This is a genomic window from Candidatus Xianfuyuplasma coldseepsis, assembly GCF_014023125.1.
Taxonomy (GTDB): domain Bacteria; phylum Bacillota_I; class Bacilli_A; order Izemoplasmatales; family Izemoplasmataceae; genus Xianfuyuplasma; species Xianfuyuplasma coldseepsis.
This window is the reverse complement of record NZ_CP048914.1, coordinates 1,141,523-1,165,133: the sequence shown is the minus strand read 5'-3', so window position 1 is coordinate 1,165,133 and position 23,611 is coordinate 1,141,523. Positions and strand designations below refer to the sequence as shown.

General features: G+C 39.9%; 25 protein-coding genes. 9 read left to right on the top strand and 16 right to left on the bottom strand.

Annotated elements, in window-relative coordinates:
• Window positions 1-28: 28 nt before the first annotated feature.
• From G4Z02_RS05550 to tmk, 8 genes are all read right to left on the bottom strand, one after another.
• A complete protein-coding gene (locus G4Z02_RS05550) occupies window positions 29-664 on the bottom strand; it encodes a class I SAM-dependent methyltransferase (RefSeq protein ID WP_258877017.1) in 636 nt (211 codons plus the stop codon).
• Window positions 665-808: 144 nt separating this feature from the next.
• Entirely contained in the window at window positions 809-2,110 is a 1,302-nt protein-coding gene (locus G4Z02_RS05545; protein ID WP_258877016.1) for a 4Fe-4S dicluster domain-containing protein, read from the bottom strand.
• Window positions 2,111-2,299: 189 nt separating this feature from the next.
• Entirely contained in the window at window positions 2,300-4,225 is a 1,926-nt protein-coding gene (gene metG, locus G4Z02_RS05540) for a methionine--tRNA ligase (RefSeq protein WP_258877015.1), read from the bottom strand.
• Between the two features lie 12 nt (window positions 4,226-4,237).
• Window positions 4,238-5,080 carry a 16S rRNA (cytidine(1402)-2'-O)-methyltransferase gene (gene rsmI / locus G4Z02_RS05535; protein ID WP_258877013.1) on the bottom strand — a complete coding sequence of 281 codons (843 nt, stop codon included), beginning with the start codon at window positions 5,078-5,080 and terminating at the stop codon, window positions 4,238-4,240.
• A gap of 4 nt (window positions 5,081-5,084) precedes the next feature.
• Window positions 5,085-5,816: a tRNA1(Val) (adenine(37)-N6)-methyltransferase gene (locus G4Z02_RS05530; RefSeq protein WP_258877012.1), complete on the bottom strand. Its 732-nt coding sequence runs from the start codon at window positions 5,814-5,816 to the stop codon at window positions 5,085-5,087.
• Window positions 5,817-6,662 (bottom strand): PSP1 domain-containing protein, encoded by an 846-nt coding sequence (locus tag G4Z02_RS05525; protein WP_258877011.1) that lies wholly within the window; start codon window positions 6,660-6,662, stop codon window positions 5,817-5,819.
• A gap of 4 nt (window positions 6,663-6,666) precedes the next feature.
• The gene (gene holB, locus G4Z02_RS05520; protein ID WP_258877010.1) at window positions 6,667-7,650 is read right to left on the bottom strand and encodes a DNA polymerase III subunit delta'; all 984 of its coding nucleotides are present in this window, start codon (window positions 7,648-7,650) and stop codon (window positions 6,667-6,669) included.
• 18 nt (window positions 7,651-7,668) lie between these two features.
• Entirely contained in the window at window positions 7,669-8,292 is a 624-nt protein-coding gene (gene tmk / locus G4Z02_RS05515; protein WP_258877009.1) for a dTMP kinase, read from the bottom strand.
• 130 nt (window positions 8,293-8,422) lie between these two features.
• Between tmk and G4Z02_RS05510 the strand changes: the two genes are divergently transcribed.
• From G4Z02_RS05510 to G4Z02_RS05475, 8 genes are all read left to right on the top strand, one after another.
• Entirely contained in the window at window positions 8,423-9,079 is a 657-nt protein-coding gene (locus G4Z02_RS05510) for a metal ABC transporter ATP-binding protein (RefSeq protein ID WP_258877008.1), read from the top strand.
• Window positions 9,076-9,975 carry a metal ABC transporter permease gene (locus G4Z02_RS05505; protein WP_258877007.1) on the top strand — a complete coding sequence of 300 codons (900 nt, stop codon included), beginning with the start codon at window positions 9,076-9,078 and terminating at the stop codon, window positions 9,973-9,975. Before G4Z02_RS05510 ends, G4Z02_RS05505 begins: the two co-directional genes overlap by 4 nt.
• A gap of 143 nt (window positions 9,976-10,118) precedes the next feature.
• Window positions 10,119-11,303 (top strand): M28 family metallopeptidase, encoded by a 1,185-nt coding sequence (locus tag G4Z02_RS05500; RefSeq protein ID WP_258877006.1) that lies wholly within the window; start codon window positions 10,119-10,121, stop codon window positions 11,301-11,303.
• Window positions 11,304-11,424: 121 nt separating this feature from the next.
• Window positions 11,425-12,270 (top strand): alpha/beta hydrolase, encoded by an 846-nt coding sequence (locus G4Z02_RS05495; protein ID WP_258877005.1) that lies wholly within the window; start codon window positions 11,425-11,427, stop codon window positions 12,268-12,270.
• Window positions 12,271-12,281: 11 nt separating this feature from the next.
• On the top strand, window positions 12,282-12,725 hold the full coding sequence (locus tag G4Z02_RS05490) for a nuclear transport factor 2 family protein (protein WP_258877004.1): 444 nt from the start codon (window positions 12,282-12,284) through the stop codon (window positions 12,723-12,725).
• A gap of 12 nt (window positions 12,726-12,737) precedes the next feature.
• The gene (locus G4Z02_RS05485) at window positions 12,738-13,655 is read left to right on the top strand and encodes an SDR family NAD(P)-dependent oxidoreductase (protein ID WP_258877003.1); all 918 of its coding nucleotides are present in this window, start codon (window positions 12,738-12,740) and stop codon (window positions 13,653-13,655) included.
• Window positions 13,652-15,250: a phytoene desaturase family protein gene (locus G4Z02_RS05480; RefSeq protein WP_258877001.1), complete on the top strand. Its 1,599-nt coding sequence runs from the start codon at window positions 13,652-13,654 to the stop codon at window positions 15,248-15,250. The genes G4Z02_RS05485 and G4Z02_RS05480 overlap by 4 nt, the downstream gene beginning before the upstream one ends.
• Before the next feature lie 292 nt (window positions 15,251-15,542).
• A complete protein-coding gene (locus G4Z02_RS05475; RefSeq protein WP_258877000.1) occupies window positions 15,543-16,442 on the top strand; it encodes a hypothetical protein in 900 nt (299 codons plus the stop codon).
• A gap of 41 nt (window positions 16,443-16,483) precedes the next feature.
• On the opposite strand, the gene G4Z02_RS05470 is transcribed toward G4Z02_RS05475, so the two are convergent.
• Both G4Z02_RS05470 and G4Z02_RS05465 read right to left on the bottom strand, forming a co-directional pair.
• Complete coding sequence (locus G4Z02_RS05470) at window positions 16,484-17,224, bottom strand: sulfite exporter TauE/SafE family protein (RefSeq protein ID WP_258876999.1); 741 nt, start codon at window positions 17,222-17,224, stop codon at window positions 16,484-16,486.
• Between the two features lie 44 nt (window positions 17,225-17,268).
• A complete protein-coding gene (locus G4Z02_RS05465) occupies window positions 17,269-18,342 on the bottom strand; it encodes a M24 family metallopeptidase (protein WP_258876998.1) in 1,074 nt (357 codons plus the stop codon).
• Window positions 18,343-18,529: 187 nt separating this feature from the next.
• Between G4Z02_RS05465 and G4Z02_RS05460 the strand changes: the two genes are divergently transcribed.
• Complete coding sequence (locus tag G4Z02_RS05460) at window positions 18,530-18,808, top strand: hypothetical protein (protein WP_258876997.1); 279 nt, start codon at window positions 18,530-18,532, stop codon at window positions 18,806-18,808.
• A gap of 32 nt (window positions 18,809-18,840) precedes the next feature.
• On the opposite strand, the gene G4Z02_RS05455 is transcribed toward G4Z02_RS05460, so the two are convergent.
• The 6 genes from G4Z02_RS05455 to G4Z02_RS05430 all read right to left on the bottom strand — a co-directional run bounded on the left by G4Z02_RS05455 (window position 18,841) and on the right by G4Z02_RS05430 (window position 23,535).
• Window positions 18,841-19,380, bottom strand: a complete 540-nt coding sequence (locus G4Z02_RS05455; protein ID WP_258876996.1) for a hypothetical protein — start codon at window positions 19,378-19,380, stop codon at window positions 18,841-18,843.
• Window positions 19,381-19,501: 121 nt separating this feature from the next.
• Complete coding sequence (locus tag G4Z02_RS05450) at window positions 19,502-19,900, bottom strand: GNAT family N-acetyltransferase (protein WP_258876995.1); 399 nt, start codon at window positions 19,898-19,900, stop codon at window positions 19,502-19,504.
• 9 nt (window positions 19,901-19,909) lie between these two features.
• Window positions 19,910-20,926: a tRNA pseudouridine(38-40) synthase TruA gene (gene truA, locus G4Z02_RS05445; protein WP_258876994.1), complete on the bottom strand. Its 1,017-nt coding sequence runs from the start codon at window positions 20,924-20,926 to the stop codon at window positions 19,910-19,912.
• Complete coding sequence (locus tag G4Z02_RS05440) at window positions 20,923-21,891, bottom strand: energy-coupling factor transporter transmembrane component T family protein (protein ID WP_258876993.1); 969 nt, start codon at window positions 21,889-21,891, stop codon at window positions 20,923-20,925. Before G4Z02_RS05440 ends, truA begins: the two co-directional genes overlap by 4 nt.
• Window positions 21,884-22,753 (bottom strand): energy-coupling factor transporter ATPase, encoded by an 870-nt coding sequence (locus G4Z02_RS05435; protein ID WP_258876992.1) that lies wholly within the window; start codon window positions 22,751-22,753, stop codon window positions 21,884-21,886. Before G4Z02_RS05435 ends, G4Z02_RS05440 begins: the two co-directional genes overlap by 8 nt.
• A complete protein-coding gene (locus G4Z02_RS05430) occupies window positions 22,729-23,535 on the bottom strand; it encodes an energy-coupling factor transporter ATPase (RefSeq protein ID WP_258876991.1) in 807 nt (268 codons plus the stop codon). Before G4Z02_RS05430 ends, G4Z02_RS05435 begins: the two co-directional genes overlap by 25 nt.
• Between the last annotated feature and the right edge of the window lie 76 nt (window positions 23,536-23,611).

Below are 23,611 nucleotides of genomic sequence, written 5' to 3'. Positions count from 1 at the left end.
TTTCTTTCCTCCAGTTAGTTATTTATAACTAAGTAGTTTTTATAATTGTAGCAACAAACATGTCACCTTTTTTAAAGGATTGATTAATTGTAACATCACTATATGTAGACGATACATATTCTGGGATATTTCTATTCACTTCACCCTTACCAAAAAACTTAATGTATTTTGATCTAAAAGTGTCTTCTTCAATATAAAAATCGAAAATTACAAGTTTTCCATCTTCTTTCAATAATGAGTACAGGTTTTTTATAACACTTTTCCAACTTGGAAATCCTGACAAACCTAGATCACAAAGAATCAGATCAAACTTCTCGTTGTTTAGAATAGATTTTCTCCAACTTTCATTCAAAGTAGTTACGTCTTTCTTGATAATCTCGAAATTGGTATATTCCTTTTTATGTATCATTTTTTTTGCCTTTCTAATCATACCATCCGATAAATCAATTCCGATAACTTTACCTGAGTTTTGCAAGTAATTATTGAAATATGAAAAGTTTACTCCTGTACCACACGGTACATTGAGTATTATATCGCCTTTTTGAATATCTAATTGATTAATAGCAAATTGCCTTATTTTATGGTAATACCTTTTTGAAGAGATTAAATTATAAATCTTACTGAATCTATCATAATATTTAGTAACCTGTTCTTGGTTGTTCATTCTATCACACCTTTTATCCATTTTAACATATTGCAATTAAAAAGGCACTTTCTTGTGAGGAAAGTACCAAATATGCTATATTCCGTATTCTTCTAGGTCATTTGTGATACGGCTCGTTGTTGTTAATTCTAAAAGAAGGAAATATTAGTTTTTAACATGAGAGTTAATTATCTTTTGATTATTGCGCTCAATTAATTTTACCAAGTATTTTGATTTCACCTGTTCAGAAGCCAATAGTTGCTTGATGGGTGATAGTTTTAAGATTACACCTAGAATTGAGGCCATTGCTCTGTGTGAAAAATGTGCTTGATTATCAAAGAACAAGTTTTGTAGCTTATTCTTTTCAATTGCTTCTAGTACTACTCTATGTGCCATATTAACCGGTGTTAAGACTCGCTTGTCTCTAGGTAACATTTCAATAGCATCAAAATTACATACATTTTTACAAACACCACAACCAATGCAATACTCTTCTGTCAAGACTGCTACTTTTGCTTTTGGTTTGTGAGGGTCATTTTTTGATACCATACGTAGTGCCTCTACAGGACAAACATCCACACACTTCATACAACCTGTACAGTGTTCTGTGATAATGTCACAGATGAAATTCGAAGTAGCAATTGCTTGGGAAGGGATTCGCTTTCTAGCACCCACTAACGCTTCACAACAACACCCACAACAATTACAGATAAACGCAACCTCTTGTTGGACATTGTCTCCAAATTGAACAAGATTGTGTTCTTTTGCGACATCCAATAATCTCAAACATTCCTCTGCATCAACTTCCTTTGCATATCCATGCTTAATAAGGGATGAAGCGGTGCCGTTAAATGTCATGCAAATCTCCATTGGTGCGTCACAGTTTTTGCCCACGTGCTCCATTTTATGTCTACAGTAGCAAGTACCAATACCGATATGAGATGCGGTTTTGATAACTTCGGTTGCACGTTCATAGCCAAGGACTTCCACACTGGTTTCTTTGATTTGTTCCTCTTGAACAAAAGTTCTTCCAATTGGCGTTTCATACGACATCAATGCTATGATAAAATCATCTTCTACATTCATGTATTGATAAAACAGTTCCGCAAGAACTTTTTGATCAATCTTCCCACCAATACGCATCATACTAAATTCAAAAAATCCTGCCATAGGGGGCGGTAAGGTATATGTCGTCTTTCCGTCTCGTTCTAAATCAACTAACAATGCTCGAGAAGCTAACTCATCCAATATTTCTTTCGTTTCATCTTGTGGTTTTTTCCACGCTTTTGCGGCTGTTTTCACACTGAATGGTTTAATGGGTAACAATGAAACCAATTTTGCTTCTTCTTCGGAAAACAATAACCGTAAAATCTGAAATAACGTGTCAGATGGTGGAACACCTTGTGGAAATTTGTTTAAACGCTCTACTAATTTATCATATCCACCTCTGCTGGTATTATGTGCCATAGGTCCCTCCTACATATACTATTAGTTATATTATAACGCATTCTAAATAAACAGCAAATAGCCATGTCAAAAAGTATTAATTCACAGCAAAAACGTGATGATTTTCTCTGTATATATATACGACTTTGTGGTTACATGGCAAACGGGTGTCCTTTGGTGTATCAAAAAAAGCAGCCAATTAGGCTACTTTTACGATACTTTATCTCCTGGTTTTAATTGATCTAGTTCTACTAATTGTAGGGCTTTTTTGTTACTTCCTGCTAGAACCATACCTTCGCTTAATTCACCGCGGAGAGTGACTGGTTTTAGGTTTTTGATAACAACGAGTTTTTTACCAACCATTTCTTCTGGGGTGTAGTATTTTGATACACCAGAGACGATTTGTCTTACGCGGTCTCCTGTGTCCACTTGTGATACTAAAAGCTTGTCTGCGTTTGGATGAGCTTTACAGGATTGGACTTCACCAACGACGAGTTCAAGCTTTGTGAAGTCGTCGATTGTAATGAAGTTTTCTTCTTTTGGTTCTTCCTTCTTCACCGGATTTAGTAACTCGGTGATGAAGGCTTCTTCTTTTTTCTTATCCAACCGCGGGAATAAGGCTTGTGGTTTGTCGGTTACGTGGATCTCTTTTAGTAATCCAAAATCTAGTGAATCCCAGGTTTGTAGAGTTGATGGGATGTTTAACTGTTCAAAGAGTCCTTGTGAGGCATTGATAAGGATCGGTTTTAGTAAAATACCAATGTGACGTAATGCTTCGACGAGGTTGTATAAAACACTGTTGAGTTCTGCTTGTTTGTCATGGTCTTTTGCGAGGACCCAAGGCATCGTTTCATCAATGTATTTGTTACTTCTTGAGATTGTTGTCCAGATGTGCTGAATCGCACTCGATACTTTCCATTCGTCCATATCTTCTTTATAGGAATCAATTGATGCTTGCAAGGTATCTTTTAACTCCTCATCAAATGGGAAGTAGGATTTTTCTGGTTTGGTTAGTTTTGAATTGAAGTATTTATTGATCATGTTGATGGTTCGGTTAAGTAAATTCCCAAAGTCATTAGCTAGATCATAGTTGATCCGGGCGATGAAATCTTCTGGAGTAAAGACGCCGTCACCACTATAGGGGATTTCTTTGAGTAAGAAATAACGCATCGCGTCTAGTCCATAATGAGGGACTAAGTCATCGGGATAGACGACTTTCCCTTTGGATTTACTCATTTTACCATCTTTCATTAAATACCAACCATGGGCATATAATTTAAAGTTTACAGGTACGCCAATCGCATGGAGCATAATTGGCCAGTAAATCGCATGGAAACGTAAGATGTCTTTACCGACAACATGTAGGACTTCGTCACCCTTCCAATACTTATCATATAAGGTGGTATCCTTACTACCATAACCTAGGGCGGTGATGTAGTTGCTTAGGGCATCGACCCAGACGTAGACAACGTGTTTCGGATTGGATTTGACATTGACGCCCCAGTCAAAACTGGTGCGGGATACACTTAAGTCTTGAAGACCATTTTTGATGAACGATACAACTTCATTTTTTCTTGTTTCAGGCGTAATGAAGTCAGGGTTTTCTTCGATAAATTGAAGTAACCAGTCTTCGTATTTGGATAACCGTAAGAAATACGATTCTTCTTTGACGAGTTTTGTCGGACGACCACAGTCGGGACAGATGTTTCCATCTTCTAATTGGGTTTCAGTGAAGAAACTTTCGTCATAGATACAGTAATGTCCTTCATAGTGGCCCAAGTAGATGTCGTCTTGTCCTAAGAGTTGTTCGAAGATTTCTTCGACAACTTTCTCATGACGTGGCTGTGTCGTACGAATAAAATCATCATATTCGATATCGAGCAGTTCCCAAAGTTTTTTGGTGTCATGGGCAATGAGATCCACGTGTTCTTGGGGACTGCGTCCAAGCTCTTTGGCCACCGTCTCTACTTTTTGTCCATGTTCATCCATACCGGTTAAATAGTAGGTATCGTATCCCCGTAATTTCTTATACCGCATAATCGAATCACAAAATACGGTTGTGAAAGAGTTCCCGATGTGAAGTTTTCCACTCGGGTAATAAATTGGGGTTGTTATGTAAAAGGTTTTTTGAGCCATAGTATCACTCCTTTACGACTCTTGATGGTAGGCCATATACACATCGTTTTTTGGTACATTGCGCTCTTTGGCCACTTTTTTGATTGCGTCTTTACTAGAAAGACCGTTTTTGATATAGGTTTGGACATCTTCTAGGATGGTCGTAGTTGGTTGTTCAGTTGAGGGTTGATATCCCTCGACAACCAACACCATTTCCCCTTTGATATCGTCAATCTCTTGCATGTCTTTGGTGGTTCCCCGAATCACTTCTTCGAACTTTTTCGTGAGTTCCCTAGCAAGGGTAAGTTTCCGTTCCCCAAACACTTCATAGAGATCCTTGATTGTTTTATGAATCCGATGCGGGGATTCATAAAAGACGAGGGTTTCGGGATAGTGCTTTAGTTGTTGTAATTCTTGTTTTCTCTTGGTAGATTTACTATCTAAGAACCCATAAAACAAGAACGGATGCGGGACCAGTCCACTGACACTGATTGCGGTAAGGACCGCACTGACTCCGGGAATCGATACCACGTGGTATCCTTCGTGAATCACATCTTGGATGACGTAGTATCCCGGATCACTGATTAGAGGCATGCCAGCGTCGCTGATGAGCGCGACGTTGTCTCCTCCTTGAAGGTGGTTTAAAATCTCTTTACTACCGACTTCTTTATTGAAATCATGGTAGGATTTGAGTGGTTTTTTAATCTCATATCGATGGAGTAATTTCCCCGATACACGGGTATCTTCACAGAAGATGACATCGACTTCTTGCAGTGTTTTTACGGCACGAAAGGTGATGTCTTCCATGTTTCCAATCGGCGTGGCGACGAGAAATAGAGTTGGTTTGGAATCTACAAAGCTTTTTTGTCGGTTCATCCCATCACTCCTTTCCATAGCCAAAGATACGATTGATTTCATCGGTATAGCCATCTGCATTATGAACATAGAGTGGCTCGAGTAACGTGAGGGCCGTATTGCCATTATTGGACGCCTCAATCAACACCATGTTTGATGGTTGTCCCTGTTTGGGATAGACAAAGCGGACCCGTTTTAACGAGAACTGTTGAGCACGCAAGGCTTCAATAATATCGATGAATCGTTCGGTTCGGTGAACCATGTATAAACTACCTTTGGTCCGTAAGAGTCTCTTTGCTTCTTTGATGATTTGTTCTAAGGTGATTAAGACTTCATGACGGGCAATGGTTTTATAGTCACTGTCGTTAATATTGGATGTTTCTTTGTATTTGAAGAACGGGGGATTACAAGTAACGATGTCAAATGCCCCATTTTCAAATTCTTTGTGAATGTTGTTGATGTCTTTCTGTAAGATGGTGATTTGATCTTGTAGGTTGTTTAGTTCAACGCTTCGCTTGGCGAGATCATACACTTCTTCTTGGATTTCGATACCGATGATTTGTGCCTTCGTTTTCAATGATAGAAAAAGGGGAACGGGTGCGTTCCCAGTTCCTAAATCAATGATCTGTTTTGTCGTTTTAAGCGGGGTGACAAAATCGGCAAGAAGGGTGGAATCCAAACTGAAGTTGAACATATCGGGACGTTGGATGATTTTGATGCCATCATACCCTAGAAGGTCATGAATCACTTCATCCATTTATTCGCCACTATTGTCTTTCTTTTTTTGTTTATCGTATTGCTCGATATGTTTTAGGTCTTCCACTTTAAACGTTTTGACACCATCTTCTTCCGTGACAACACGGACCGTTTTTTCGATGATGTTGACACCGATGACTTTACAGCGTTCGTTGTCTTTGGTTTTGACATGGCTACCAACTTTGGGTAGTTCTTGACGGTGTTCGGTATAGGTGTCATTTTCGTATTTGATGCAGCAGAGTAATTTTCCGCACAAGCCGGAAATATTAGCTGGATTTAGTGATAGGTTTTGATTTTTCGCCATGCGGATACTGACGGTTTCAAAGTCCCCTAAGAACGTATTACAACAGAGTAAATACCCACAAGGACCAATTCCTCCGAGAAACTTCGCACCATCGCGAGTACCGACTTGACGTAGTTCAATCCGCAGGCGGAATGCATTGGCTAGATCCTTGACGAGTTCACGAAAATCAACGCGTCCATCGGCGTTGAAATAGATGATGAGTTTCGAGCGGTCTAACGTGTATTCCGCACCGAGTAATTTCATGTCAAGCTCATTCTTTTTAATGGCTTCGGCGATAATTTTCAAGTCTTCGGGAATCGTTTCAAGATTCTTTTCATGATTCTTTAAGTCTTCGTCGGTTGCTTTACGTAAGACTGGCTTTAATGCGGAGATAATTTCTTTGTCTTCGACGGTTTTGATATCTTCAATGACTTCGCCAAGTTCATAGCCTCGGATCGTTTCCACGACAACTTTATCACCGAAATGAATATCTAAGTCTTTGGGATCAAAATAATATTTTTTACCAGCCGTTTTAAAACGGATACCTACAACGGTATTGGCCATGGTATTACCTTCTTTCTAGTTCGAGTAGTAGATTGTCGTATGCGAGGCGTTCGTTGATGTAGGAGTTGATTCGTGATTGTAAGGCCAACATACTTTCCAATTCTTTAATCAGGCGTTGTTTTGATTTTTGATTGGCAATTTGGGCAATGTGTTCTTCCTCTTGTAAGAACACAATGTGAGCGCGATCTCCTTCTTGGAAATGAATCAGATCTTTTTGATATAACGTCATACAGGCTAAAAAGAGCACGCTAATCTCTTTATCTTGGTATATTATACTATGATTTTCATTAAAGTAAAGCACGAGTGATGAATGCGGCATCGACATTCGTTTATAAATTTCTTTTACCGCATCGACAATATCGAGGAAATACTCGGTCGATGCGAGGGCAATTCCGTCTTCAACACTATTGCTTAAATGTGATAGAATTCGCGCTGTATCGTAATCGTATCCCGCGTCTTCGAGTTCTTGAGCGATGATATCGTTACTGAGCGATGAGAATTGAACGACTTGGCTCCGCGATACAATCGTCGGCAGCATCCGACTAATATTGTTGGTGGTTAAGATAGCATGAATTCCTGGGAAAGGTTCTTCTAAAAATTTAAGAAGTGAATTCGCTGCGCTTTGATTGATCGTATCTATGTCTTTGATGATGTAGATTTTCTTACCGGGTTCAATACTGGTTTTGGAAAACTCTTCTTGTAGGTCTTGAATCTGTTGTTTCCGGATCGTGTTTTTGATGGGTTCAACAATGTAAACATTGGGATGAATCCCTTGTTTAATCCGACGACAGTTACTACAGGTTTGACATGGTTTGTTGTCCTCACTCTTACAGAGTAACATCTGGGCGAAATAGATTGCTGTTGCAAACTTTTTCGTACCGGGTTCCCCCTCAAACAAATACGCATGCGAAAGACGGTCTTTTTTTAGACTGTTTTCAAGTAATTGCACGACATGGGGTTGCGATTGTTTGATGGTATCAAAAGCCATGGGTCTCACCTAGTTTATTTATAAGTATGTTTTTAATATTTGAATCGTATCTTCAACGACGGTTTCGACGTCGTTGGTACCGTCGACAACAACAAAGCGATCTTTGAATTTATCAGCTAATAAGAGATAGCCTTGATAGACTTTCTCATGAAACTCAACGGATTCCAAATCCAAGCGATCGACTTTACGACCGGTGTTGTCAAAGACGCGTTTGAGTCCAACTTTGGGGGGAACATCAATAAAAATCGTTACGTCGGGAAGTTTGTTTCCGATACCGAAACGATTGATTTCGAATACTTCGTCAATGCCTAGATTACGGGCATATCCTTGATAAGCTAAACTCGAATCAATAAAGCGATCACAGATGACGATTTGTCCTTTCTCTAATGCGGGAACCACGACTTCGGTGAAATGTTGACTACGAGAAGCGGCATATAACAAGGCTTCAGTATGGGCATTCATTTCCGTATTCTCTTTACTTAAAATGATGTCTCTGATATCCTCAGCTATTTTTGTTCCACCGGGTTCTCTTGTTGTTACTATGTCATAACCTTCGGATACGAGAAAATCTCGTACGGCTTTGATGACGGATGTTTTTCCGGACCCTTCTGGTCCTTCAAATGTGATAAATTTTCCTGCCACAATGAACACTCCTTTACTACTTATCATATTATCGCATATTTTGCCGGAATTTTAAACATTAAATCATTATTAATACGGTTAATCTATGATATAATGAGAATAGAGAAATTTAGAAAGAGGTTGTGGACTTGTGCGATTACTAATTCAAAATTTAACCTTTGGTTACGACTATCGGACCGTATTAAAAGACATCTCCTTGAAGATTAATTCTGGGGATTTTTTAGCGGTTATTGGAAACAACGGTGCCGGTAAATCAACCTTGATTAAATGCATCCTAGGAATTAACAAAGTCGCACCAGGACAAATTTTCTTAGACGATATCGATGTATCGCTTTTTACCAACTTCATCAACATTGGTTACGTCCCGCAGAAATTTGACGATTTCAACTACGAATTTCCAATTACTGTCAACGAGATTTTAAGTGCGTCCAACGTCCGTGATATCAGTGAAGACAAACTCTTAGAATTACTCGATAAAAGCGGGATTTTAGAACTCCAAAACGAAAACATCAATAACCTTTCAGGTGGCCAATTACAACGCGTCTTTATCGTTCGCAGTTTAATGAACGATCCCAAGATGTTAATCTTGGATGAACCGACCGTTGGTGTCGATAGAAAGAATGTCGAAGCATTCTATAAATTAGTCAACGAACTCAATGCCGGAGGAATAACGATTATCCTAATTACCCACAACATTCATGAATCGAAAGCCAATCTATCCCATGTCTTATCGATTCACAATGGTGAAGGGGTATTTAGAGAAGTTGAGCGAGGGGAAGACGAATGATGCTGTTAGCTAGCGAAGGCTCCTTTATCCTTGATCTCTTCCGTTATGAGTTCCTCCAATATTCTCTCTTCGCCGGGTTGATTCTAGGATTCATCACTCCGCTTATCGGGTCGTTTGTTGTTATCCGTCGTCTATCGTTTATCGCCGATACCTTAAGCCACTTTAGCTTAGCTGGTTTATCGATTGGTTTGTTCTTAATCAACACCCTAGGTCTTGTCTTTATTGGGGACCCCTTATACCTTGCTGTTATTGCTGCCGTTATCGGAGCTTTTATCATTGAGATCTTACGGGGATACTATGTCAACTATAAAGAAATATCGATGCCGATTGTTATGAGTTTAGGGACCGCACTGAGTGCCTTGTTCATCAGTCTTGCGGGTGGATGGAACTCCTCCATCTATAATTTCTTATTCGGTAGTTTGCTTACCGTAGGTCGTGATTACTTAGCCCTAATCTTAGTCGTTGCTGTAACCGTCATCTTAATGATTGTTCTATTCTATAAACAAATCGTCTTGGTATCGTTTGATGAAGCGTACGCCAAACTCGTTGGCATTAAAATCAATCGATTCCAATTCATGTCGACATTGGTCTTAGCACTTGTTGTTTCATTATCGATTGTTACTGTTGGGGTATTGCTTGTATCATCATTGATGATTATTCCTGTCGCTGCTGCAATGAAAGTCGGTAAAAGTTTCCGTAATACCATCACAATCGCGATTCTCTTTAGTGAGTTATCGGTATTACTCGGATCCTGGATATCCTATGAACTGAGTGTTCCACCAGGTGCCAGTATCGTATTAATCAATATCATTATCCTGTTCTTAACGGGATTCTTCAAACGCTTCATCATGAACAAACGACTCAAACAACAACAGCGAGAAATCCAAGCAAAATAAAAAAGGAATCCATCGATTCCTTTTTCCATTTCCTTCCTATCCGCGGTTATCCCTACATAACCATATTTATTATACTCAATATGAATGTAAACGAACAGTGACAATTATGTCCCTTTATCATAAACCATATAAGAGGTGATCGTATGAAACCACTACAATCAATGGCTAACAATGCCTTAAAGAACACTCAAACCATCATTGATGAATTTGGTCCCCGCCTTGCGGGAACGTCCGCCTGTTTAAATGCGGCTGATGCGATTGCATCAAAGATGGAAGCTGTGACTGATAAGGTTGAAAAAGAACACTTCTTCCTCTATCAAGGAGCCTTCTTAGGATGGATTCGCATCCTAGTTGTGTTATATTTAGCTGGAGGAGTTTTATTGTGGTTAAATCAACCACTTGTAACTGTCATTCTTCTTGTTTTAGGTTTGCTAATTCTGGTCCTACAGTTCTTTTTATATAAACCGTTACTCGATCGTTTCTATCCCAAGAAAACCGGATGTAATGTGATTGGAACGATTGAACCAGAGCAAGACGTTAAACGACAAATCATTGTCAGTGGCCACCACGACAGTGCACGGATCTTTAACTTCTTTATCCATCAACCCAAATTATACAATCTTCGAGTTACCGGAGGGATAGGATTAATTGTGCTCATGTTACTTGTAGGAGTCTTCAATGTCATCGTCGATCTTCCAACAGTAGAGCTCGTACTAACAATCATCGTAACCGCAGGATTCTTGTTAACGGGACAAATGTGGTTCTTTGCGTCCAAAAACGGAACTCCTGGAGCTGGAGATAACTTAATTGCAAGTACGATGACACTCGAACTAGGACAATACTTTAAAAATAATCCACTGCAACATACGCGGATAATTATGGCCAGTTTCGATGCCGAGGAAGAAGGTTTACGTGGGGCTCGAGCGTATGCAAAAACTCACAAGCAAGAGTTTCAAGAACTCGATACAACCTTACTAAATGTCGATTGTCCCTATTACCTAAAAGACGTATTCTTCTTAACCAGTGACATCAACGGCAGTGTGGAGTTATCCACCGAACTTGCGAAGGATCTCGTTACCATTGCGACGCAAAAAGGCTATCCAGCTAAACATCAACCCATCGCCTTTTTAACTGGTGGAACGGATGCCGCTGAACTCGCGAAAGTCGGTGTCAAAGCAACAACCTTAATGGCAATGCCGTGGAACAACAATGAACGCGCCAGTGTCTATCACACACCTCATGATACGGTGGATGCGATTGAAATCGAAGCCGTGCAAGCAACACTAGATATTTTCACCGAATACATCCAACAACAAGATCAAAAATAGGACTCACATCGAGTCCTATTATTTTTATTGCTTGATTTACGGTATCATCAACAAATTTCTCAGTATCATCTACCTTAACTTGTGGGGTAAGTGTGATATAATAATCAAGAGGAGGTGCCTTATGAATATTGTCCATAAATCCCATCCATCCAATTCAATGGTACGATGGTTATTGGTAATCTCAAAATTTATTATGCGATCAACATTACTCGATCGTTCCATTCGTAAACCAAATACACTTCCCATTTCCCAACCAAATGATACGGTGAAAAGTACGTATGGTGGACTTGATGTCTACTCCTTTAACAAAACTTCCAACCACCATGTCATTTATCTTCATGGGGGTGCCTATAAAAATCAAATGATGAAGATGCACTTTGATTTTGCTCGTGACTTGGCCAACAAAAGTAATGCAACTGTACACATCATTGATTATCCACTACTACCAGAAGGTACTGTGGATGTTACCGTCCCTAAAACCATTGAATGCATTCATGAGTTGATGACTACAAATAAGATTCAATCAATCTACCTTAGTGGCGATAGCGCCGGTGGCGGTCTCGCCCTCAGTGTAGCTCATCAAATGCCCCACAACACCATCAAGGAACTCTTCTTACTATCTCCTTGGTTGGATGTTAGTACGACCAACGAAGGCATTGAATATTTGATTAAGAAAGATCCCATTCTTTCGGTTAAAGGCTTACAAAAGTGCGGTAACGATTATGCGCTGAATCGTCCAAAAGACCCGATCGCATCACCTTTATATGAAGAGAACGAGTTGCCACAACCACTACACATATACGCGGGAACCCACGATCTATTGTTTCCCGATGTATTGAAATACGAATATCTCCATCAAGACATCAATCTACATGTATTCCATAAAGCTGTCCACTGCTGTAGTATCATTCCTGGTACCAAGGCTAAAAACGATACCCTACACGATATATCCTCCCACATTTCCTAACGAGGTGAACCATGAACGACATTCCCACATTAACCGAAGCAACCATTAAAGAATACTGGTCGAAAACCTATAACAAAGATGGCAAGCCAGATTGGTCCCACATCTTTCCTTTTTACCACGAAGACATTCGCTTTCAAGACTCAATTCAAGTTGTCGAAGGATTCGACAATTTTGAAAAGATGTGCAATCGTCTAACAAAACGAACCAAATCCCTCGAAATGGACCTGTTAAACATCAATAAGAACGACAACGTCATCCTCATGGAATGGATCATGACGATGTCGTTTCGCCGTTCTCCGAAAACGAGAATGTACGGTACAACACGTTTAACACTGCATGAAGACGGACGGATTATTGAACAACGTGACTACTACGACTTATGGGGCGACATCTTTGACAACGTTCCCGTATGGAGACGCATCTACCGTTGGTTTATGCGGACCTTCTTTGGGTAAGAGGTGACGGATATGAAATGGCCTGAAGAACTCAATTTCATCCCAGTTTCAAGGATGCCTCAGAAACAAAGTACCGTCGATATGAATGGGAAAACCGTCATCATCTCCGGAGCCACCTCCGGTGTTGGACTTGCTGCCACAAAACGATATCTTGAAGGACACGCCCATATCGTTATGGTCGTACGTAATCAAGACAAAGCGGAAACGATTAAAACCGAATTATTACAAGATACAGCTGGTACAATTGACATCATTATTGCCGACTTTAGTGATATGAATAGTGTCCGTCATGCTGCACATGAAATTCTAGCTACCTATGACACCATTGATGTTATCATCAATAGTGTTGGCATGCATTCAACAAAGAAACGCTATACCAAAGAAGGACGCGAGATGGTCTTTGCTGTTAATCATTTAGGACCGTTCTTATTCACGCAATTACTTATTCCCAAACTGATCAAACAAGAACACGGGCGCATCATTCAAGTAAACTCCGAAGGTCATCGCTTCAATGGACTACGAATCCATGACGTCGATTGGCACAAACGGTTGTACACTGGTCTCCGCGGGTATGGTGCATCCAAAACTGCTCAATTACTAACAGTATGGGAACTAGCTGATCAACTACATGGAACCAACGTCACCATCAATGCGATGCATCCCGGTGCCGTCAAATCCAAAATCGGATCCAATAACGGGCTACTATACCGTATCTTTAATACGCTATTCACCCAACCCTTCTTGAAAGATCCGAAAGTATCTGGAAACGCATTATACTATCTCGGTACCGCTCCTGAATTAGAAACGGTATCTGGTCGCTTTTTCAACCTTACCAATGAAGAAATTCCCGCCAAGCATGCGCGTAACCGCGATCTTGGTAAGAAAATATATGAACTAAGTATACAACTAACAAATGAGGTGACACCATGAAATCCTATGATGCCATTGTCGTCGGCGGAGGAATCAGCGGCTTAACCGCTACCGCCTTTTTAAACAAACAAGGCTACAATACTCTCCTCTGTGAACAATCCGATAAAGTCGGTGGTTTAGTCAGTACCTTTACCTATAAAGGGTTCACCTTTGATGGTGGAATCCGAGCAATTGAAAATTCTGGGATTGTACTTCCGATGTTGAAATCCCTAGGACTCGAAGTCGAATTTCTTGATAGTACCGTCTCTCTCGGTATTGAAGATACCGTGATTCAAGTCCAAGATCGCAGTGCCGTTTTAGCCTATGGTGAGGTCTTAAAGTCCAAATTCCCCAACAACAAAGACGACATTGACACGATCATTGCTCAAATCGATAAAATCATGGATTACATGCGAATTCTATACGGTATCGACAATCCCATTTTCCTTGATCCAATCAAGGATGGTAAGTATTTCGTCACCAAAGTCATTCCCTGGATGTTTGATTATCTCTTTACCTTCCGTAAAGTTCAAAAGCTCAGTATCCCCGTCGAAGACTATTTGCGGACATTAACCAATAATCAAGCGTTAAATGATGTGATTGCCCAACACTTCTTCAAGCAAACTCCCGCCTTCTTTGCGCTTAGCTATTTCAGTCTATATCTTGATTACCGCTACCCCAAAGGCGGAACCGGAACGCTTGTCCACACCATCGAAGACTACATCAATGAAACCGGTGGTACGATTCAAACCAACACCAAAATTACCTCGATTGATCCCGTGAAGAAAATTGTCACCGACGAATCGGGGGAACAGTACTCCTATAAATCACTCATATGGAGTGCCAACTTAACGACCTTCTACGACGTCGTTGATATCTCTCATTTACCCCGTATCAAGCAAAAACAAAAAGTACTCGACAAAAAACAATCTCTCCAAGGATTACGTGGTGGCGATAGCGTCGCAACCACCTACTTCTCGGTTGATTTACCACCCGAGTATTACGATGACAAATGTACCGCCCACTTCTTCTATACGCCAAAACTAGATGGTTTATATGATATCTTCCAAGAAGAGGAAAAGGTCTTATTATCCAACGATAAAGAAACGATCAAAGACTGGGTGATTCGTCATTACGAGAATACAACCTATGAAATCTCGATTCCGGTATTACGCGATCCCGACATGGCACCCGAGGGGAAATCGGGATTAATCGTTAGTACCTTATTCAGTTATGACATCACGAAAAAGATTCAAGACATGGGATGGTACAACGAATTTAAAACCGTGATGGAAGATATCACTATTCAGGTGTTATCCAATACGATTTTCCCTGGATTACAAGATCAGATTATTGATCGTTTTAGTTCGACGCCACTCACCCTACAAAGCCGTACCGGCAACATCGATGGTGCCATCACCGGATGGGCTTTCACCAATAGCCACATGCCTGCCGTCGATGAACTAATAAAAATTGCCCAATCGGTTAAAACACCATTCAAAGATATTTTCCAATCGGGACAATGGACCTATTCTCCCGCAGGTTTACCGATTGCAATCTTAACAGGGAAACTCGCATCCAACCAAGCGATTAAACGGATTAAGAAAGCTCGGTAATATTATTTACAATTTTAATTAAAGAGTTTGCTATATCAGACGATAAGCAAACTCTTTTTTGTATTCAATTATAAATAAGGGCCTCGTTTGGCCATTAACGATATGTTCGTTATTTAGAAAATTCTACTAAGCTTAATCCTTGATTCTTCTACTTACAAAGACAAAATCCCCCACTTTTATGGTTTTATAATAAAACTAGTTTGTTTAGAAAATAAACTAATCGTATTGAAACTATATTTGATATTTGTTACAATATCGCGAACCATTATTTATAATATTAGGAGGAAATGAAATGTTGAAAAATGTAACACGGGTTTTAGTTTTAGGAATCGTCTTGACGTTATCCGCTTGTTCTGGTGTTAGTCAAGAAGACTATGATGCATTAACTGATCAAGTCGCTGATTTAGAGATTGAAGTAAATACTTTAGAAGGCGAAAAAGCGGAGCTTCAAAATGAGTTAAATGGACAAATGGTTGGATATGTCGACCAAAGTGTCGAAGCGTATGGATTCACACACGGTGGATATGTCGGCCAAGTAACCATCGTCGTTACCGATGGCGTTCTTGATGTAGAAATCAACGAAGCGTTCTTACCACATACTCTTGCAGCTGTATCCTTGGATGATGCTGAGTGGGATGAAACCAATACATTAACAATTGGAACCAGTAGCTATGCACTATATATCATGTACAATGATACATTATACAAAGCGCTCGAAACCGAAGCTGGTCTACTCGTATATTCTGAAGCTGATGAAACAGGTGCTGTATTAACAGGACGTTGGGACGTTAAAAATTTAGAAATGCACATTATTCGTAATGATGCCAATATGAAAGCATACTACGATGCATTAGAAAACGGTGGATTCAAATTAATGACATCATTTGATGATGCGTCACCAATGGCAGTTACTTCAGGACAATTTAAAGATGGTAATCCAGATTACTGGCAAGCTGGAGGAGGTCGTCTTGGTTGGCAAGCGAACATCGATGCATTAGAAGCATTCTTAGAAGAATATGGAGCAGCATTCGATACGTTAGCCTTTACCCAAGTAGATACTACTGTAGATGGTGTTGAAGACACCTACTGGCAAGTTGCTGATACTGTTGCTGGAGCAACCAACTCCGACTTCCCAGATTATTTCCAATTAGCACAAGCTGCATTTGGACAATTAGTCACAGAAGTTCAATAACAACTTCAAAACAAAAGACCTAAATTTTAGGTCTTTTTTTGTTACCATAGTAAGAAATACATTCCTAGAGCAAACAAAATTACAATCACCACATAATCAAAGATGTGTTGCTGCCAGTTTTTACTAATCTTGATTCCGACAAAAGCACCAATTGCTGTTCCGACAATCATCACAAGTAAAATACTTACAATGTCCATTGTATACGACCCAATGCTAATATGATAGAACACAGCGGCGATGCCCATCACAAGAAAATGAGCTGCGAGGACATTTTTAAAATATACTTTTTCCGCATGTATACTACTTAAGTAAAAGACTACAGGCGGTCCATCAATCGAGGCAATCCCATTCCCAATTCCACTTAGAGATCCAACAATAATCTTGAATAGATTGGTTTCTGGCAATGTAATCGAATAGGGAGAATACTGAAGAATTTTAATCCCCATCGAAACTAAAATCATAATTCCTGCTATCGTCTTGATGGTGGTATCGGAAACTGCAATAAAGATTTCAATGCCAACAATGGTAAAGAGGATCCCAAACAGGGGAATCAACCACACGTTACGAAGACTATCTATACGAAATCCTTTGTGAGCCACCAGTAACATGCTGTTTAATATTAAGTTAAATGTCACCATTACAACAACAATCTCTTTGATATAATCTACACCAAACACGAGGGCCAAAAGGGGAATGGATACCAAACTACTCCCAAACCCACTAACGCCTTTGACAAACCCTGCCGTGAGGGCAATTAAACTTACATAGAGCCATGTATCCATTGTTCACCTTCTTCCAAAAATAGGACGATTTCTCGTCCTATTACTTATTCGATGATTAAAAGTTCTTTCGGGAACTCGTTTAGAACGATACATCCATCTTCGGTTAAGATGACATCATCTTCAATCCGAACGCCACCAAGTCCACTGATGTAGATTCCTGGTTCAATCGTGACACATGCTCCAACTTCAAGTGGTTTATCATACGCATATGATACACGAGGTGCCTCATGAACATCCATTCCTAGACCATGGCCCGTACCGTGTTTAAAGTACTCGCCATACCCACGTTCGGTGATATAATCACGACAGACAGCATCGAGTTCTTTTCCCGTCATCCCGGCTTTGGCAGCCGCAACGCCACGGCGTTGTGCTTCTTTGACAATCTCGTATAATTCTTTCATTTTCGACGATGGTTTACCCATTGCTACCGTTCTGGTTAGATCGGAATAATACCCTTCGTAGGCACAGCCGATATCAAAGGTAACGAGATCGCCTTTTTCAATGCGTTTATCACTCGCCATACCATGTGGCATTGCTCCACGGGCACCACTGGCAACAATAAATCGATCCCAGGTAACTTCCGCACCGAGTTCAATCATCCGGTTTTTCAATTTGATCTCGACGTCTTTTTCAATCATGCCAACTTTTAATTCCTGAAGAATGTCCGCAAGTGCTTGATCAGTAATCTCACAAGCCTTTTTAATCTTCGCAACTTCCTCCGGTGTTTTCGATACGCGGAAGGATTCCATAAAATTGTTTAATGGATGAAGGGTTACCCCCAATGTCTGATACAGTTCATATTCGCTATATCGAATGCGCTTATCAAATCCGAGTGACGTGATACTTTCTTTTTGAATAACCTCTTTTAAAGCATCTAAAAATGCCCCGGTAATCTCGACAAACGTAAAATCGGGTACTTCCTCTGCTACTTGATCACGATAGCGAAAATCACTGATGAAGTACTTGTAGTCTTCACCAATAATCGCAAACCCGTACGAACCCGTATAATTGGTTACATACTGAAGATTTTTCTTTGCTGCTGGATTTTCAAGTCCTGTGAGTAAGAGCGCATCAAACGCTTCGGTTTTAATTTTTTCTTGGATGTGCTTCACAATCATGTTATCACCTTCAACCTTTTGATGTTTGTATTGTATCACATATTGAATAAATATGAAAAAAGATTAAATCGAACCTTGAAAAAAAATAGAATCGGCATATAATTAATACTAGATATGACACATGTTAAGACCCGCTTGGATTCTCCAAACCCGCCTTACTGTTGCCAAGATATAGGGGGCTTTTTTTATGAAAAAATACAGTGCATTAGCCGCAATTACAAAAGATTGTTTCGAAGGAGAACTAGAACGTTTGAAGATTGAATACGAAGACGACCACACGATGCGTGTTGAAGTGATGTATACCGACCGCGACGAATTTCATTTATTCTATGTAGTTGATGTTCACCAAGATGAACAAACAATCGAATTTGAAGAACACTACTGCAACTACGGACGCGACTTCATTAACGTACATCGAAACATGAAATTTGAACATGAGTTGCACGACTATCTCTTTCCACACTAATTAAAAATCACTAGTTGAATAGTGATTTTTTTCTATTTTAAGAACAGCATTAATACTAAGGATATCGTTGATGCACTCACTATGAACGCCCGGTGGATATCATGATTATCAATGGGATGTCCTTGTTGATTGTTCTTCCATATGTAGTACGCTAACCCAATTGCTTGAGTAATCAATCCGACAATCACAACATACCAAAGTGAATATATAATTAGAAAGGCTAAGAATAACGAAGCAACTAAAATTGCTGAACCAATCTTAGTGACACGAAGATAGGGTTGTAGATTCATCCGTTTAATATTTTTCAATAAATAATACCGATGGATGTGAAAACTACTTGCAACGGTAGCAAAAGTAATACAACAAAACATCACAATCATCATCATAAATTCAACAATCGGATAACTGTGAGAGCCAAATGATACGATTGGTTGTCCGCCACCGTGGGGAGTAGCTGGGGCGAATCCATACGAGCGACCAATACCTAAAACAGTCGCTGCATGAACGACGGGTTCGATGGAATGGATGATTAATACAAGTACGAAAGAAATCGTTATAATCCAACGTTTCATGGAATTCACCTTCTCTCTTCACTTATAGGATACTCCTAGTAGTTCGTTTTTCAAAGTAACAATATTTACAAAAATGTCATAAATCATAAAAAAAGATGTTCCAACGGTGGAACATCTTTGTTTATTTCCGTTTATAACCAACAAGCCCTGCATCGCCATATTGCTGAAATCCAACGGCTTCGTAAAATGCTTGTTGCTCGGGTGTATTATCGGTTGCCAGATGAATCTGACGAACATGGGTATATTTTGTTAGTATTTTATTGATTAACGTTCGTCCGATACCTTGACGGTGATAATCGGGATGAACCAAAATATCGAGGATATACACCATTGTGTGACCGTCACCAACGGTTCGGATCAATCCAACGAGTTGATCATTGTCGTAACAGGCAAGCGTATCAAGGGACTGAATGATTCCCTTGAATAAGGTATCTTTATCCTTTGTATATGCCGTCCAGTGATTCGCATTGTATAGATGTAATATTTGATCTTCATCAAACAGGAGTTCTTGATATGTCATAGCAACCTCCTAATACATAATATGGTCGAGATAGAGTCCCGATGCTGGAGCCATTTCTTTTAACAGATTCGGATCTTTTCGGTTTACTAATTCGGTCATGGTATAGGGTAGTTTGTTTTGCGTTATCGATACTGCAGCATACACAATATACCGCACCATATAACGTAAGAATCCATCCCCAGTAATCGTAATCACTATATGAGAATCGTTTGGTTCAACCACTACGTCGGATATCGTTCGTATAGTTGATTGATCCGTCGATGTCGTGAAACTTTGGAAATCATGAGTTCCCTTGATTTCATTTAAAATGGATTGCAATCGCACTGGATCGAGGTTGTTTACAAACCACTCGTAGTTCCGTTGAATCGGATTGTAGGTTTTTGTATTGATACGATATTGATAGGTTTTCTGAAGGACATCAAAACGACTGTGGAACGTTTGAGGTACTTCTTCTAGTTGGTGTATGTGGATACTATCGGGAAGATAGCTATTGATTAATCGAGCCATTTTCGATACCGGTATGTTTGTATTGATATCGGTGTGAAATACCTGATGCTTCGCATGGACTGCTTTATCGGTTCGGCCACTGGCGTGAATCGTCGGTGGTTCTTGTAGGTTTAATCCTTGATATAGAGCCATTTCAATCGTACCTTGAATCGTTTGTCCTGTGGCTTGACGTTGATAGCCAAGGAAGTCACTACCGTCGTAACTACAAACCGCTTTGATGCGAATGGTGTTTTGTTTGACGGTTTCATAGAGTTTGACGATGTGGTTATGATCGATGACCATTTTACCAACAATCACCTTATTATCTTCTTGCATTTCATACAACACTGTTGTACCGGATGATTGCGTTGTTAGTATCGTTCGTTTTATCGGGTGTTTCATCATATATTCAATGCACGATGCCTTATCATAAAACACGTCTTCTGAAGCAAACCGGGCCCCAAATAAATGGTCTGAAAATAGGGATTCTAAGATGTCTTGATGCGATGTCTCCCAGGCGTTTAGAAATCGTTCAATCATGAGAAAACCGTCACAATCAAGATAGATGCGATGATGAATGCCGAGGAGGTGGCGATGACAACACTGTCCATGAAGGACCATCGTAAGACATGGAGTCTTGTCCGTTTCTTACCGGGAACAAAATTCCGAGCTTCCATCGCATTCGCTAGTTCATCGGAACGTTTGAAGCTAATGATGAACATCGGCACTAAGAGACTGATGATCTGCATGATTTTATCTTTTAATTTACCTTCGCTAAAATCAACGCCACGACTGGCTTGCGCCAACATGATTTTATTGGCCTCGTCAAGTAATGTCGGGATGTATCGTAAAGCGATAGAGATGATTAAGGCAATCTCTTCAGCACTGATTTTTATGATGCTTAGGGGTTTTAATAATTGTTCTAGACCGAGGGTTAAATCGGTTGGTTTTGTCGTTAACGTTAGAATTGTGGATAAGGTGACAATGATTACCAAGCGAATCATAATGAAAAAGGCACCTTTTATACCATCTGTATAGACATTGATGATTGGAGTGGAGAATACCTGTCCCAAACTAAAATTCGCTAAGAAGGCAATTATCAACGCAAAGAAAGCAATGAAGTATAACACACGATATCGAATATACTTCTTGGTGATTGCATACAGAACAATCAGTCCTGCCATAATCAGAATATTGAATAACGAGAAGGTAAGTTGAATACTGGTTAGCAGGGTACCGGTTTTCACAAACAGGATTTGAAATACAAACGTAAAGGTTAAGAGGATCATAATCGGTCGCAATCCACGAACAATTCGTCCAATCGGAATACCACCAAACCATAATAACACCAAGATTAACGCAAGCATAATTAATATATGAAGTACATCGGTCAGAATAAACGTTGAAATCATCAATAAGAACAGGGCGATGATTTTACTGCGGGGATCCATTTTATAGAGAAAACTACTTCCGGGCACGTATTGCCCGATAATAATATTATTCATGGGGCACCCCCTTGATCATCAAGGCGAGGTCGTCCACGGACTTCGGAAGGGGATCTATTGTGATATCCAGTAGGGTTTCTAATTGTTGACACAGCTCGAGTAAATCGGGTTTATCAAGATTCCATGCTTCCAAATCCCCTTGGCTAAATAAGGTGACAGGGTCCCCATCATACACCAAGTGTCCTTGATTCATCACCAGCACGCGAGATGCGTACTTATACACCGTATTCATATCATGAGTGATAATCAATACGGTTTTGTTCAACTCTTTGTGAATCGTTTGGAACAGTTCTAGTAAGTCGTCCCGACCTTTGGGATCGAGACCACTGGTTGGTTCATCTAAGACTAAAATATCCGGTTCCATCGCCAAAATACCAGCGATACTAACGCGTTTCTTTTCGCCCCCCGATAAGTTAAACGGACTCCGTGATAAGTACGAGGGATCAAGTCCCACATCTTTTATGACTTTGTGCGCTCGTTTGATCGATTCTTCCTCGGAGACCCCAAAGTTCTTTGGTCCGAAGATGATATCGCGCTGTACCGTTTCCTCAAATAATTGATACTCGGGGAACTGGAACACCAATCCGACCTTTTGACGGAGTGGATTTAACTTCACATTTTTATCTTTCTTTTTCACATCTTTGTAAATTTTTACCCCGTACACCGTCACTTCACCGACACTGGGTCGAATCAACGCATTCATGTGTTGGACCAGGGTGCTTTTTCCACTACCGGTTTCACCAATTAAGGTGATAAATTCACCGGTTTCATCAATCTCTAAGTTGATCTCTTTAATCGCTTCAAAGATACTACCGTCTGCCCCACGGTAATGATAACCTACTTGTTCAAACTTAATTGCCATAAGTAATCCTTTAACTTGGGATGATCAATATCTAGCTCATCGAGTTTATAGAGAAGTTTTAAGGGCAGTAACAACTCCAAGTTCGATGCGTTCAAGGTTTCTTTATCATTTAGAATCTCTTCGGTTGGTCCAACCTTTAAGATCCGTCCTTCTTTCATGACAACAATACGATCCGCATAGATCGCTTCTTTCATATCATGGGTAATCGATATAACGGTAACTCCAGCTTGATTGATATCTTTGATGTATTCAATGATTTGATCGCGACCTTTAGGATCGAGCATACTCGTTGCTTCATCAAAAATGATGATGTCGGTATTCATGGCTAAAATACCCGCTATGGCAACCCGTTGTTTTTGGCCACCGGATAGGTTATGTGGTTCTTTTTTTAAGTATTCTTCCATGTGTACTTTAGTCGCATACTCATCAATCCGACGTTTCATTTCGTCCCGTTCAAAACAGAGGTTTTCCATCCCAAAAGCGATATCATCTTCAACCGTGACACCAACAAACTGATTGTCGGGGTTTTGAAAGACAATACCGATTTTTTCGCGAATCTGATACACCGTTTCTTCTGTCAATTCTAATCCATCGACGGTGACGGTTCCTGTTTTCGCTTTTAATAATCCAATAATGAGTTTACTTAGGGTGGATTTACCGCTTCCATTATGACCTAAAATGGTAATCCATTCGCCTTGTTTAATCGATACATTAATATCGGTTAGAACCGGTTTATCAGTCACATAAGAAAACGATAAATCTTTGATCTCAATGATGTTCATACAATCAACTCCATTAACAGTACGATTATATCAAAAACAATTGTAAAAAGCACGCTATAACAGTTGGAATCGTAAA